Below are 14,776 nucleotides of genomic sequence, written 5' to 3'. Positions count from 1 at the left end.
TAAATAGGCGATAACGCAGCATTAATGCCAAACAGTCGCTGCCCGAAGGGTTCTGCCTAGGGGCGATTTACTCTTTGTTGCTCGGTTTTTACTTAGCCCACTAGGTTACAAACCTCGCGCCGCGATTTAATCGCCCCTAGTTTGAACAAATTTTAATCCGCAAAGGTCAACAGACCCCAATATCTTATCTATAATCCTCATGGCTACACCTTATTTACATAAAAAACATACTATTAAATAAAAGTATATGAGCCTTCAATAAGTATTAAACCTTAGTCTAATAGACTAATAGTTGATTGAGTAAATTGTGTACATATACAACAGTAGCTTAAATATATAAAAACCTTGATTGTTTATTAATAACTCGTATTTACTAACAAATTAAATTAAAGATAATTAAATTCAATCTGTTAGTACTATATAAGTAACACACATTAATGCATATCATAAGCAAACAACATACAACAAGTAGCCTATAAAAGGACGCAACAATGAAATTTACTCCAATTAAAACACTGGCAGCGACTGCTGTACTATGTGCACTTTCTAGCACAGCTTATGCTGCTACAGCTGCAAAAATAGGTGATACAGAATTCACCTATGGTGGATACATTAAACTCGACGCAATGTGGAGTGACTACTCAGCAGGCGCTCCTGCAGGCAGCAGTGTTGGCCGTGACTTTTATGTACCAAGTACATTAACAGTTGGTAGCGATGATAGTTCAGACGCTGTATTTGATATGCACGCTCGTGAGTCACGTTTCAATTTTGGAACTGCTACCTTATTAGATAACGGTAAAACGGTTAAAACTAAAATAGAACTAGACTTTTTAGCTTCTGCCCCAGGCGGTAACGAGCGTGTGTCTAATTCATATTCGCCGCGTATTCGCCATGCATTTATCTCATATGATGGATGGTTATTTGGTCAAACGTGGTCAAACTTTCAAAACGTCGGTGCATTACCAGAAGCACTTGATTTTGTTGGTCCTGCAGAAGGCACTGTGTTTGTTCGTCAATCACAAATTAAATACACTACCGGTGCATGGTCTTTCTCTTTAGAAAATCCAGAAAGCACAATAACTACAGCCGGTGGTGGCATGGCAGTGACTGATGACGCCTCATTACCTGACTTTACGGCACGCTATACCCACAATGCTGATTGGGGTAACTTTGTAGTAACAGCTCTTGCTCGTCAACTAACTTACAAAGTAGCCGGTGTTGATGCAGATGAAACATCATTTGGTGTTAGTGCATCAGGTATGGTGAAGTTTGGTCAAGACAATCTAAAATTTATGCTTACGCAAGGTAAAGGACTAGGTCGTTATGTTGGTCTAAACGTAGCTCGTGGTGCGGTTCTCAATGGTGATGACCTAGATGCGATTGATTCAACATCAGGTTTTATTGCATATCAACATAAGTGGAATAGTCAGTGGCGCTCTACTTTCCTATATTCGTTCTTATCTGCTGATAACGATGAAAACCTACTTGCAATGTATGGCGATCCTACAGAATCAAGCCAAAGCTACAGTGCAAATATTTTATACTCACCGGTTAAACGTCTAACCTTTGGTGCGGAATTTAAACATGCAGAACGAGAGCTTGAAAGTGGCGTAGATGGCGACCTAGATCGTTTACAATTTTCTGTAAAGTATGCGTTTTAATTTCCTAACCAATTAAAATACTGATTTACTTCCTGAGCGGCTTCGGCCGCTTTTTTTGTTTTTAACCAGAGCTAAAGTTAACCAAATCCATGCGCTTTACTTAAAAAATGTCAAAGGCGTGTAAAATACCGCGCAAACGTAATTGCAAATCACTCTCATTTAGATTAAATTACCAACCAAATTTAATCTTATGGGAAACAAGATGCTGCACAAACATAAAAACTCTGCATTTAAACTAAGTCTACTTACTTCACTGGTTTTATCTGGATATGCTGTTGCAAACGACACGCAAGACAACCTGCCTCTAGAAAAAATAGCCGTTTATGGGCAACATCATAAAAACTATATCACCGAAGAAGCACAGTCTGCGACTAAGCTAGGTCTAACAATTAAAGAAACCCCACAGTCAATTTCTGTTGTTTCACGCGCGCTGATGGATGATTTTTCACTTGATGATATTAACGCAGTATTGGAAAGCACACCTGGCGTAACAGTAGAGCAAATAGAAACTGACCGTACTTACTTTAAAGCACGTGGTTTTGAAATAACTAACTTTCTAATTGATGGCTTAGGGACACCGCAAAATTCCGGTTCAATTCAAGGTACACTAGATACTGCAATTTATGATCGCGTTGAAATTGTACGTGGTGCCAATGGCATGATGACCGGTGCAGGTAACCCATCTGCGACTATTAATATGGTGCTAAAAAAGCCAACCTACACAACGCAAGCTAATGCATCGGCTTCTTATGGTTCGTGGAATAATAAACGTGTAGATATTGATGTTTCCGCACCGATTAACGATGAACACGCTGTTCGTGCTGTATTTACTAAGCAAGATAAAGAGTCGTACCTAGACCGTTACGAAACCGATAAGACCATTGCCTACCTTGCCTATGAGGGTAAGCTAACTGACGATACACTACTAAGCATTAACTATGTAAACCAGCAAAAAGATGCCGATAGCCCTCTATGGGGCGCGTTACCGCTTTATTACACTGATGGTTCACCAACTGATTATGATGAGTCAACTAGTACAGCTGCAGATTGGTCGTATTGGGATAATAGCGCTGAACGTATCTATGTAACACTTGAGCAAAACTTATCAGCGACTTGGGTTGCTAAAGCCCGTTATGCCCATATAAAAAATGAACAAAATTCTGAGTTATTTTATGTATATGGTACCCCAGATAAAGAAACTGGTTTAGGTTTAACCGGCTATGCGAGTCGTTATGATTACAAAGACACCCAAGATTTGTTTGATTTATATGCCAGCGGTAAGTTTGAGCTATTTTCTTTAGAGCACGACTTATCATTCGGCATTAGCCAAGCAAACATGGACTTTAATGACCAATCGCTTTATGACTACAGCACAGGAAATGGTTTCCCTGCGATGCCTGATTTAGCGACTTGGGATGGGATAGCACCAGAAGCAACGCTGGTTGATAAACCTAACGGCAGTGATGTACAAAATACACAAAGATCGGCCTATGTTTCAACTCGTATAAAACTAGCAGAGCCATTAAGCATTTTGGCTGGCGTACGCTATACCGACTGGGAAACTAAAGGTACTGCTTATAGTGTAGTGCAAACCCGCGATGACTCAGAGGTTATTCCTTACATTGGTACTGTGTACGATTTTACCGAGTCATTATCAGCTTACGCTAGCTACACAGAAACGTTTGTGCCGCAAAAAGAATTAGACATTAACGCTGAACAACTGGCTCCTGTTATTGGTAAAAGTGCTGAAGTTGGTTTAAAAGCACAACTTTTAGATGAGCAAGTATTTGTAACACTGGCCTATTTTGATGCTAAGCAAGATGGACTTGCTGTTGCACTTCCGGGCTCCCTTCCAAGCGATACGCGTTATTACGCTGCAGATGGTATTAACAGTGATGGTTTCGAAATTGAATTAAGCGGTCGCTTAACTGATGATTTAAGTGCCAGCATCAGCTTTAGTAATTTAAGTATTGATGGTGATGAACTCGTTAAAGATTACACCCCAGAAAACCAATTAAAAATGGCAGCCACTTATCAAGTGCCATTTATTGATGGTTTAACCTTAGGTGCTAATTACCGCTGGCAAGATTCTATTAGCCGTGTGCAAGTGAAAGATCCAGCAGGCAACGCATTGGCAACTACAAAACAAGATGCTTATGGCTTATTAGATTTAATGGCCACCTACGAAATTACTCAAAACGTCGGTGTTACCTTTAATGTTAATAACAGTACTGATGAAAAGTACATAAACAGCCTTTATTGGGAGCAAGGTTACTACGGGGCACCGCGTAACTACTCATTGTCAGTTAACTGGCAGCTATAAAGCTAACTAGGCTTTAAGTCACTTTATAGCAAACAATAAAAAAGCGCTAACCTAATGGTTAGCGCTTTTTTTAAGCTCGGGTCAAATCAAGCTTTAAAACAAATGGGCTTAAAGGTCGCCTTCATCACCTAATACGTCTTCGCCATCTTCTGGCTCAACCGTTGCTTTTAGCAATAGCATCTCTCGTAATTTACCTTCAATTTCATCTGCAATTTCAGGATTTTCTTTAAGGAACTTAATCGAATTAGACTTACCTTGGCCAACTTTGTTGCCATTGTAACTGTACCAAGCACCCGCTTTTTCAACAATTTTGTGCTTAACACCTAAATCAATCAGCTCGCCCTGCTTAGAAATACCTTCGCCATACATAATGATAAATTCAGCTTGTTTGAACGGCGGTGCAACTTTGTTTTTCACAATTTTAACGCGCGTTTCATTACCAACAACTTCATCGCCTTCTTTTACCGAACCAATACGGCGAATATCAATACGTACAGAGGCGTAAAATTTCAGGGCATTACCACCAGTTGTTGTTTCAGGGTTACCAAACATTACACCAATTTTCATACGGATTTGGTTAATGAAAATACATAGTGTGTTTGAACGCTTAATGTTACCTGTAAGCTTACGTAATGCTTGCGACATTAAACGTGCTTGTAGACCCATGTGTGAATCACCCATGTCGCCTTCAATCTCCGCTTTTGGTGTTAATGCTGCAACCGAATCGACAATCACTACATCAACCGCGCTTGAACGCACTAACATGTCACAAATTTCCAGTGCTTGCTCACCTGTATCTGGTTGAGATACCAGTAACTCATCAATGTTAACACCTAGTTTTTGTGCATAAATTGGATCAAGAGCATGCTCAGCATCAACAAAGGCACAGGTTTTACCTTCTTTTTGAGCTTCAGCGATAACTTGCAATGTTAGCGTTGTTTTACCTGATGACTCTGGGCCATATACTTCAACAATACGCCCCATTGGCAAGCCGCCTATACCTAAAGCAATATCAATACCTAGCGAGCCTGTTGATACAGCGTCAATGTTTAACGCCTTATTGTCTCCCAATTTCATGATTGAGCCTTTACCAAATTGACGTTCAATTTGTGATAAAGCAGCGTCCAACGCTTTTTGTTTGTTATCGTTCATTTTCTTCTCCAAATCCAGCTAATGCAGACAAGTATACTGTATGAAATCACAGTATCAAGCTAATTTTATTATTTTATCTTCTCTATTATAGTTTTTAAAGAAAATACAATAGCTTGCAGCCTAACTTCCGCCCTGTCACCATTAAATACTTGTTCAAACGTCCAGTGTTTACCGTTAATTTTCAGTCCAAACCACACGAGCCCTACCGGTTTGCCCTCAGTAGCACCACCGGGTCCTGCAATCCCTGAAATAGCAATGCCAATATCAGCATTTGCAGCCTTACAGGCGCCTGCTGCCATCTCAATGACTGTTTGTTCGCTCACCGCGCCAAATTCCTCGAGGGTATCATGCTTCACATTGAGTAATTCATGCTTTGCGTTATTGCTATAAGTGACAAATGCACGGTCAATATATGCTGAGCTGCCGGGGGTATCGGTAAGCGAATAACTCACTCCACCACCAGTACATGATTCAGCGGTAGTGATCCATAAGCGTTTATCCGTTAAAATAGCGCCTAATTGCGCAGCAAGTGTCTTAATCTCTTGATGTAATTCCATATTCAGCCTTTGGGTAAATACATGTCGTTTGATCTTTATGCACCGCACACTATAAAACAACAAACCCCTATGATGCAGCAGTATCTAAAAATAAAATCAGAGCATCGCGATATTTTATTGTTTTATCGGATGGGGGATTTTTATGAACTCTTTTTTGATGACGCAAAACGCGCCGCGCAGTTGCTTGATATTTCACAAACACACCGTGGCAAAGCAGGGGGCGATCCTATTCCTATGGCGGGCGTGCCTTATCATGCGGTAGAAAACTACTTAGCCCGCTTAGTACAAATGGGCGAGTCGGTGGCTATTTGTGAACAAGTGGGTGACCCTGCCACCAGCAAAGGCCCTGTTGAGCGCAAAGTAGTCCGTATTGTAACCCCAGGAACTATTTCTGATGAAGCCTTACTACAAGAGCGCCAAGACAACTTACTAACCAGTGTTTGGCAAAATAAAAAAGGTCAATACGGTGTTGCGTATCTTGATATCAACTCAGGACGCTTCAATGTTGTTGAAGTAAACACTGATGAAGCATTTAGCTCAACCCTACAACGCTTAGCCCCTGCTGAATTACTATATAGTGAACACTTTGAAAACACTCATTTAATTGAACATATTAAGGGAGCACGTCGTCGCCCTGATTGGGAGTTTGATCTAGACACCGCACAACACTTACTGTGTGAGCAGTTTGGTACCAAAGATTTAGTTGGTTTTGGTGTCGATAAAGCACATAGCGCCTTGGTAGCGGCAGGCTGTTTAATGCAGTACGTAAAAGATACCCAGCGTATTGCATTACCACACATTCGCGCAATCACTCTTGAGCATAACGAACATGCGGTTATTTTGGATGCGCCAACTCGCAAAAACCTTGAACTTACCGTTAATCTATCAGGTGGCTTTGAAAATACCCTTGCTCAAGTGCTTGATAAAACAGCTACAGCTATGGGCTCACGATTACTGAAGCGCCGTATTCATACCCCTATTCGTAATAAAGACGAGTTAAATTCTCGTCTAAATGCCATTAGTGCTATTTTAGATGTGCAATTATGCAGTGAGCTGCATGACGCTCTCAGAGATATTGGTGATATAGAACGTGTAATTGCTCGCTTGGCATTACATACCGCTCGCCCACGCGATTTAACACGGCTTCGTAGTGCGCTTCAAGCATTGGCACCACTGCATAGCTTATTAAACGATGCCACAGATGCGCGTATTTCTCATATTATTGCCCATTCTAAAGAGCTCCCCGAGCTACAAGCATTACTTGATCGAGCAGTGATTGATAACCCACCAGTGTTAATTCGTGATGGCGGTGTTATTGCGCCAGGGTATAACAGCGAACTTGATGAGTGGCGTAATTTAAGCCAAGGTGCCACCGATGTGCTTGAACAGCTAGAGCAGCGCGAACGTGAACGCACGGGTATTAGTACACTTAAAATTGGTTATAACAGAGTGCATGGCTTTTTTATTGAGGTGAGCCGCGCCAACTCGCACTTAGTGCCTGCAGATTATATTCGTCGTCAAACGTTAAAAAATAACGAACGTTATATAATTCCAGAACTTAAAGAACATGAAGATAAAGTCCTCGGCAGCCAATCAAAAGCGCTGGCACTTGAAAAGCAGCTATACGAACAGTTATTTGAATTTATAGCTCCGCATATTGAGCAGCTACAAATAATGGCCTCAGTCATTGCCGATTTAGATGTACTGAACAATTTAGCAGAGCGTGCCCAAACACTTAATTATGCCAAGCCTGAGCTTTGCGATAACGATAATATCAGCATCAAACAAGGCCGCCACCCTGTGGTTGAGCAAGTAATGAAAGACCCGTTTATTGCCAACCCTGTAGAACTCAATAGCCAGCGTAAAATGCTGATAATTACTGGCCCTAACATGGGCGGTAAATCTACCTACATGCGCCAAACAGCACTAATAGTACTCATGGCGCATATTGGCTGTTACGTTCCTGCCGATAGCGCTAAAATTGGTAATATCGATAGAATATTTACCCGCATTGGTGCCAGTGACGACTTAGCATCTGGGCGCTCTACTTTTATGGTTGAAATGACAGAAACTGCGGCAATTTTAAATAATGCCACCGCACAATCATTGGTATTAATGGATGAAATAGGCCGAGGAACCAGTACTTACGATGGTTTATCACTGGCATACGCGACAGCTGATCATCTTGCTTCAAAAATAGCAGCTAAAACTCTGTTCGCAACCCACTATTTTGAACTCACAGAGCTTGCAGAACAAACACCTGGGTTGGTTAATGTGCACCTAGATGCCATTGAACACAACGATACCATTGCCTTTATGCACACGGTATTAGATGGTGCTGCGAGTAAGAGTTTTGGTTTGCAAGTGGCAGCTCTGGCTGGCGTACCTAAAGCGGTTATTGCCCAAGCTAAACAAAAACTAAGCTTGCTTGAAAATCATCAAAGTGTCACAACAGTCACCACAGAGCAACAGGTTTTACCGTTTGATAGTGAACCGCAAATAATTCAGCCTAGTGAACTTGAGCAACAAATGACCGCAATAGATCCCGATAACCTATCACCGCGTCAAGCGCATGAACTGCTTTATAAATTAAAAGCACTGCTTTAAACGCAAACAGCCCGACTAAAGAGTCGGGCTGTATTTATTTTTTTGTGTGTTTAGATTAAGCGAACTGTTCAAATAAGCTTTCGGTACTTAATCCTTCTTGCTGCAAGATATCTTTTAAACGACGTAGCGCCTCAACCTGTATTTGGCGAACTCGCTCGCGGGTTAACCCAATTTCACGGCCCACATCTTCAAGTGTTGAAGGCTCATAACCGAGTAAACCAAACCGGCGTGCCAGTACTTCGCGCTGCTTAGGGTTCAATTCACCTAACCAGTCAATAATATGCGTATTCATATCATTGTTTTGCACTTCACCTTCAGGACCTACATTTTTTTCGTCGGCAATCACATCTAACAATGCACTGTCATTTTCGCCACCAATAGGCATATCTACAGACGCTATTTTTTCGTTTAGGCGAAGCATTTTTGTTACATCTTCGACCGGTCTGTCTAAGCTTTCTGCAATTTCTTCTGCGGTTGGCTCATGATCAAGCTTTTGAGTTAGCTCACGTGCTGTACGTAAATAAACGTTAAGCTCTTTAACAACATGAATAGGCAAACGAATAGTACGGGTTTGATTCATTATTGCCCGTTCAATGGTTTGGCGTATCCACCATGTGGCATAAGTAGAAAATCGAAAACCCCGTTCAGGATCAAACTTTTCAACAGCTCGGATTAGCCCTAGATTACCTTCTTCAATTAAATCAAGTAGAGCAAGCCCACGATTGTTGTACCTACGCGCAATTTTCACAACTAAGCGTAAGTTACTTTCGATCATGCGTTTTCGGGAGGCTTCGCAGCCTTTAAGCGATTTTCGTGCAAAAAACACTTCTTCTTCTGCACTTAATAGAGGGGAAAAACCAATCTCGCCTAAGTATAATTGGGTGGCGTCGAGGTTTTTAGTGACTTCTTCTTTTACAAATACATCTTCATCTTCCACGTCATCAAGTAACTTCGTTGTCTCCTCTATTTTAGAGTCGTCAAACTTATCATCAGTGGGGGTTTTCTCAGCTTTTGCTACATCAGCCATAAGACTTCTCCTGAGCAAGCTATCAATAACTTTATGATTAAGGTCTGTAGTCGTTTTATTAGCTTTTGCTGTATTAGCCATAAGCCTTCTCCAGAACAGTCAATCAACACCTTCAGTTCAGGGTAGGTACTTAGCAGGGTTAACAGCTTTTCCTCGATAACGAATTTCAAAACGAAGTGCCGTTACTGAAGACTCTGAATTACCAATTTCTGCTATTTTTTGTCCCGCCTTCACTATTTGCTTTTCTTTCACAAGTAACGTTGAGTTATGTGCATAAGCACTTAGGTAATCATCATTATGTTTCAATATAATTAAATTACCGTAACCTCTAAGTGCACTACCCGCGTAAACTACTGTTCCTTTTGCAGCGGCGAGTACGGCAGTACCCTTTCTATTAGCAATCTGTAGGCCTTTATAACCATTTTCCTTGTTAGAAAAGCGTTTTGTTATTTTACCTTTAGCAGGCCAAAACCAACTCAACTTTTTAGTTGAAGAACCTTGAGACTGACTAATTTTTTGGTTAGCTTGTTTTTGAACATACCTACGTTTTTTCGGCTTATCAAGCTCTTTCTTTAATTTTCTGTTACTTTTTTGTAAATGGGATGGCTTTTTAACAGCTTTCTTTTTATACTTTTTTTGTGTAACCCTTGACCTACTTGGTTCTAAAAGGGATACAACCTGACCAGGAACAATAGTGTAAGGTGATGGAATTGAATTATTTTTTGCAAGTTCTCTGAAATCTTTTCCAGCACTAAAAGCAATCGAATAAAGTGTATCGCCTTTTTGTACCGTGTACTTACCACCGTTAATATTAATCCGTGAAGGATAGTCATTAATATTATTATTTAAACTACTTACAGGAGCGGGAACATGGCGAGACGAGCATGCACAAAGCAAAACACTAATAAATAAAGCAACATAACAGCGTATTTGTTTATTCAATGTGTTTTGCCCTCTGTTTTAATATCATTATATTATGGCGATTATCGCAACAATAGGTACGCAACAGCGATTAAAGCAACCACTGCCCAGCCAAGTACTTCAATATATTGGCGTAATTTTTGTTCCATTTTAACTCCGCCCCATTTCATTAAAGCAGATACTAAAAAGAAACGCGCGCCACGCCCAATACCTGAGGCAATAATAAAAGGTAAAAATGCCATTTGTAATACACCAGCGCCAATGGTAAACACTTTATAAGGAATAGGCGAAAACCCCGCTATAAACACCACCCAAACACCGTAATCTTTGAACCATGCAAGCGCCGTATTAAATTTATCTTGCCATTGCATTTGCGCAATAAAGGGCTCTACAACCGGTTCAAACAACCAAAATCCAAGTAAGTAACCCAGCACGCCGCCAAGCACAGAAGCAACCGTAGCAAAGCTTGCAAATCGCCATGCCTTACTTGGTTGCGCTAGCGACATCGGCGCTAACATTACATCGGGCGGGACCGGGAAAAAAACCGATTCGGCAAAGCTCATTCCTGCTAAATAACGTTCTGCGTGGCGGTGTTTAGCCCACACTAGCGCCATATCGTATAACTTGGTAAACAACTTCAAAATGAATTCCTATTCAATATCACCAGGGACTAAAGGTACAAATCTTACTGGCGCAATTACATGCTCTGTAAAGCTATCGCCTTGGCGAATAACCATGGTTAAATTTTGTTCTGCCTCACCAATAGGGGCCAGTAATACGCCTCCATCTGCAAGTTGTGCGAGTAACTCGGGGGGAATGGTGGTTGCCGCAGCGGTCACGATAATGCCATCAAATGGCGCTTGTGACTGCCAGCCTTGCCAACCATCGCCATGTTTCATGGTGACATTGTACAAATCGAGCTGGTGTAATCGGCGTTTAGCTTGCCATTGCAAAGCTTTAATACGCTCTACCGAATATACCTTATCAAAGGTTTTAGCTAAAACCGCAGTTTGATAGCCCGACCCGGTGCCTATTTCTAACACCTTATGTTGCACACCGGCTAATCGCATTAGCTCGGTCATGCGCGCAACAATATAAGGCTGAGAAATAGTTTGCCCTTGCCCTATAGGTAGCGCGGTATTTTGATACGCTTTGTGTTTGAGTACATCATCAATAAAAATATGCCGAGGAATTTGCGCTATTGCTTTTAAAACCTCTTTATCTTCTACGCCATCTCGCTGTAATAAGTCTGAAAGCGCTTGTGCACTGCGAGTATAATTAGCCAGCACGATTAATCTCCAACTCGGCTAACCACTCTCCCACGGCTTTAATGCTGTCTTTAGCAGTCATATCAACGCTTAACGGGGTCACTGATGCATAGCCATTATTAACCGCATAAAAGTCAGTGCCTTCACCTGCGTCGCTTTCAAGCCCTAGTGATCCATACCAAAAAATATCGCGTCCCCATGGATCGGTTTGCTTAGTCATGGTTTCTGCTTTGTGACGAGCCCCTAAACGAGTTACCTGAACGCCTTTGAGCTCAGAGAGCGGAATATCGGGAACATTAATATTAATGATCTGATCTTTCGGCAGCGGATGTGAAGCAAGCCCTTTAATAATATTTACAGTAACGGCTGCCGCTGTTTCAAAATGCTCACCATGATGAGAGCACAAAGATACCGCAATTGCTGGTAATCCCAAATGACGACCTTCAGTCGCCGCAGCAACTGTACCAGAGTAAAGTGTATCGTCGCCTAAATTACCGCCATGATTGATACCGGCAACAACCAAATCGGGTTTTTCATCCACTAATTGATTAACACCTAAGTGCACACAATCAGTGGGTGTACCGTTTACCGACATAAAACCGTTGTCGAGCGTTGTGGCACGCAGCGGGTTCATTAGCGTTAGTGAATTACTAGCACCACTACAATTTCTATCTGGAGCAACCAGCGTTACCTCAGCGATTTGTATTAATGCTTGATATAAAACAGCAATACCTTTGGCATTAACACCATCATCATTACTTAATAGAATCTTCATCTGCGGTATCCTTTTCTTTTCGCTCGCGTGGGCTGGCATCAGTATAATCAACCAGTTCGCGCAGTAAAGCCGTTGCAAAACAGCCTTTGGGTAAACCAAAGCTGAGTTTTAATGTGCGTTCATCAAGTGTTTCTATGCTTAGCTCTTGGGGTATTAAACGCAGCATTCTACGCTCGTTTTTAAGCCCTAAATCCCCTAAGCCATCACACCATGCTTGATACGGTGCCAACCATGTTTTTTCTTGTTCGGTTAAGCCTTTTTCACTTTTGCCCACCATGGGCGCCGACATCATAATATCGCCAGAGGCAAGCCGTGCAATATTTTCATCACTTATCGCATCTTCAAAAAATGCATTACTGCCACTGAGCATAAATACTTCGCGGTGCATGGTTTTAGCAAGGCCATGCTCAGCCACGCGTAAACTAACAATTTGATTAAACACATGTGAACGCGCAGCAGAAATAATAATGCCTCGCAGCTTTTTATCGCGAATACGCTCACCGGCAAACATCTTTTCGGCCATCACTAGGTTGTGTCCATCACGACCAAAGCGCTGTTCACCAAAATAGTTAGGCACACCTGCGCGTACCGCGTTTATACGGCATAAAATATCAAGCGGCTCGGTTACATTGCGCAAGGTAATAGTAAATCTATTTCCTTTATGGCAACCAGTGCGCAATTTTCGCTCATGGCGCTGCTGCGATACCACAAACACGCTTTCACTGTTCAGCTCAGTAAAATCAATATGCTTTTTAATCGGTACTTTTACGCTAAACCACTGCGAGCATACTCCATGGCGGTCTTTCATACCGGCATAGCTTACATCACGTGGCGATACACCCGCTTTTTGTGCAATCAGCTTGGCAACATATTGGGTGTTTTCACCCTTTTTAACCACTTGCAAACACACGTGTTCACCACTGCCGGTAAACTCTATACCGAGATCCTCATCAACCATAAAGTCTTCTGCGGTGGTTTTAAAGTCGGCTTTGGAAAGCGGCGCGCCATATAAATAATTTAATTCGCTCATGCGTTTTGTTTGCTCATAATGACCACGGCATGGCTGGAAATGCCTTCTTTACGCCCCTCAAAACCGAGTTTTTCGGTAGTGGTAGCTTTTACATTTACCTGAGAAAGCTCGGCATTTAAATCACTGGCAAGGTTGCCACGCATCGCTTGAATGTGCGGCAGCATTTTTGGTGCTTGTGCCACAATAGTGACATCCGCATTGCCCAATACATAACCTTGTTGCTTGGCTAGGTTCACTACATGGCGAAGTAAAATACGGCTATCAATATTTTCATATTCACTGGCCGTATCCGGAAAGTGCTTACCAATATCGCCCAGCGCTAATGATCCTAAAATAGCGTCACATAAGGCATGAATAGCTACATCACCATCTGAGTGTGCTAAAAAGCCTTGTGGATAATCAATTTTTTCGCCGCAGATAGTTAAAGGCCCTTGGCCTCCAAATTTATGTACGTCAAAACCATGGCCTATTCGTATCATGTTGCACTCTCATTATTTTGTTTTTGCAGTAAAAAGCCTGCTAAATCTAAATCTTCTGGGGTGGTAATTTTAATATTATCACTACGCCCTGCTACCAGCTTTACCGGCTTATTTGCCCACTCCATTGCACTGGCTTCATCAGTAATGGTAACGCCGCTGTTAAGCGCACTTTGCAATGCCGTTTTAAGCTCGTCGTATTTAAACAGTTGCGGGGTAAGCGCTTGCCATAAATCATCACGAGGCACTGTTTGCTGCGCATGGCTTTGCCCCCGTTTTATAGTATCTTTTACTTTACTGGCTAAAATGCCGCCTTCATCAGCCTGCATACACTCTGCTATCAAGCGCGCTATATCAGCAATATCCACTAAAGGTCTTGCAGCGTCGTGCACCAAAACCCAAGTAGGTGGGTTAGCGGCTAAAAATAATAAACTGTTTAACACTGAATCTGCGCGCTCTTTACCGCCAATAGCACACACAATGCGAGGATCAGCTAGCGTAAGGTCGTCAAAGTAGGGGTCGGTTTCGCTCAGTGCCACCACTATAGAATTTAACTGCGGTAACTGCGATAACTTAGCGAGCGTATGCTCTAAAATGGTTTTCCCTGCTAAGGAAATATATTGCTTTGGTGTTGTGTGTTGCATTCGACTGCCAACACCTGCGGCAGGAACAATAGCAGCAATGGTTTGTTTATTTGTCATGGTGTTGAGCCGGTAAAACACGAATAAAGGTTTCGTCCGGTTTAATCATTCCTAATTCGTTGCGGGCACGCTCTTCAATGCCTTCGTGGCCGAGCTTTAAATCTTCTATATCCGCTTTTAATACTTTATTACGCTTTATTAGTTTTTCGTTAGTTTGTTGATGCGATGCCACCGCATTTTTTAAACGGGTGTAGTCTTGCACCCCGTTATGACCAAACCAAAGGCGGTACTGGATAAAAAGTGCTAAGCACAACAAGCCAAATTGAAAAAATCGCATT

General features: G+C 41.9%; 14 protein-coding genes. 3 read left to right on the top strand and 11 right to left on the bottom strand.

Going from position 1 to position 14,776, the window contains the following annotated elements; translation table 11 throughout:
• Positions 1 to 491 precede the first annotated feature (491 nt).
• Positions 492 to 1,661 (top strand): DcaP family trimeric outer membrane transporter, encoded by a 1,170-nt coding sequence (locus CWB78_RS02760; RefSeq protein ID WP_138570850.1) that lies wholly within the window; start codon positions 492 to 494, stop codon positions 1,659 to 1,661.
• A gap of 202 nt (positions 1,662 to 1,863) precedes the next feature.
• Positions 1,864 to 3,984, top strand: a complete 2,121-nt coding sequence (locus tag CWB78_RS02755) for a TonB-dependent siderophore receptor (RefSeq protein WP_171040294.1) — start codon at positions 1,864 to 1,866, stop codon at positions 3,982 to 3,984.
• A 108-nt stretch (positions 3,985 to 4,092) separates the two neighbouring features.
• Here the strand turns inward: CWB78_RS02755 and recA are convergent, their stop codons facing one another.
• On the bottom strand, positions 4,093 to 5,136 hold the full coding sequence (gene recA / locus CWB78_RS02750) for a recombinase RecA (RefSeq protein ID WP_008110343.1): 1,044 nt from the start codon (positions 5,134 to 5,136) through the stop codon (positions 4,093 to 4,095).
• A gap of 68 nt (positions 5,137 to 5,204) precedes the next feature.
• Entirely contained in the window at positions 5,205 to 5,693 is a 489-nt protein-coding gene (locus CWB78_RS02745) for a CinA family protein (RefSeq protein WP_109874231.1), read from the bottom strand.
• Positions 5,694 to 5,714: 21 nt separating this feature from the next.
• Between CWB78_RS02745 and mutS the strand changes: the two genes are divergently transcribed.
• Complete coding sequence (gene mutS, locus CWB78_RS02740) at positions 5,715 to 8,300, top strand: DNA mismatch repair protein MutS (protein ID WP_138594113.1); 2,586 nt, start codon at positions 5,715 to 5,717, stop codon at positions 8,298 to 8,300.
• A gap of 55 nt (positions 8,301 to 8,355) precedes the next feature.
• On the opposite strand, the gene rpoS is transcribed toward mutS, so the two are convergent.
• The 9 genes from rpoS to ftsB form a co-directional block, all read right to left on the bottom strand.
• On the bottom strand, positions 8,356 to 9,327 hold the full coding sequence (rpoS, locus tag CWB78_RS02735) for an RNA polymerase sigma factor RpoS (RefSeq protein WP_054201960.1): 972 nt from the start codon (positions 9,325 to 9,327) through the stop codon (positions 8,356 to 8,358).
• A 117-nt stretch (positions 9,328 to 9,444) separates the two neighbouring features.
• The gene (locus tag CWB78_RS02730; protein WP_138570854.1) at positions 9,445 to 10,269 is read right to left on the bottom strand and encodes a peptidoglycan DD-metalloendopeptidase family protein; all 825 of its coding nucleotides are present in this window, start codon (positions 10,267 to 10,269) and stop codon (positions 9,445 to 9,447) included.
• A 41-nt stretch (positions 10,270 to 10,310) separates the two neighbouring features.
• Complete coding sequence (locus CWB78_RS02725) at positions 10,311 to 10,889, bottom strand: YqaA family protein (RefSeq protein WP_010387753.1); 579 nt, start codon at positions 10,887 to 10,889, stop codon at positions 10,311 to 10,313.
• A gap of 9 nt (positions 10,890 to 10,898) precedes the next feature.
• On the bottom strand, positions 10,899 to 11,537 hold the full coding sequence (locus CWB78_RS02720; RefSeq protein ID WP_010387750.1) for a protein-L-isoaspartate(D-aspartate) O-methyltransferase: 639 nt from the start codon (positions 11,535 to 11,537) through the stop codon (positions 10,899 to 10,901).
• The gene (gene surE, locus CWB78_RS02715; protein ID WP_054201786.1) at positions 11,527 to 12,291 is read right to left on the bottom strand and encodes a 5'/3'-nucleotidase SurE; all 765 of its coding nucleotides are present in this window, start codon (positions 12,289 to 12,291) and stop codon (positions 11,527 to 11,529) included. Before surE ends, CWB78_RS02720 begins: the two co-directional genes overlap by 11 nt.
• Positions 12,272 to 13,321: a tRNA pseudouridine(13) synthase TruD gene (gene truD / locus CWB78_RS02710; protein ID WP_138594111.1), complete on the bottom strand. Its 1,050-nt coding sequence runs from the start codon at positions 13,319 to 13,321 to the stop codon at positions 12,272 to 12,274. Before truD ends, surE begins: the two co-directional genes overlap by 20 nt.
• Positions 13,318 to 13,800 (bottom strand): 2-C-methyl-D-erythritol 2,4-cyclodiphosphate synthase, encoded by a 483-nt coding sequence (ispF, locus tag CWB78_RS02705; protein WP_008464226.1) that lies wholly within the window; start codon positions 13,798 to 13,800, stop codon positions 13,318 to 13,320. The genes truD and ispF overlap by 4 nt, the downstream gene beginning before the upstream one ends.
• A complete protein-coding gene (ispD, locus tag CWB78_RS02700) occupies positions 13,797 to 14,498 on the bottom strand; it encodes a 2-C-methyl-D-erythritol 4-phosphate cytidylyltransferase (protein ID WP_138594110.1) in 702 nt (233 codons plus the stop codon). The genes ispF and ispD overlap by 4 nt, the downstream gene beginning before the upstream one ends.
• Positions 14,488 to 14,775: a cell division protein FtsB gene (ftsB, locus tag CWB78_RS02695; RefSeq protein ID WP_008110330.1), complete on the bottom strand. Its 288-nt coding sequence runs from the start codon at positions 14,773 to 14,775 to the stop codon at positions 14,488 to 14,490. Before ftsB ends, ispD begins: the two co-directional genes overlap by 11 nt.
• Between the last annotated feature and the right edge of the window lies 1 nt (position 14,776).

Source organism: Pseudoalteromonas sp. S1612 (assembly GCF_005887175.1).
GTDB lineage: Bacteria > Pseudomonadota > Gammaproteobacteria > Enterobacterales > Alteromonadaceae > Pseudoalteromonas > Pseudoalteromonas undina.
This window is presented reverse-complemented; position numbering and strand designations above follow the sequence as displayed.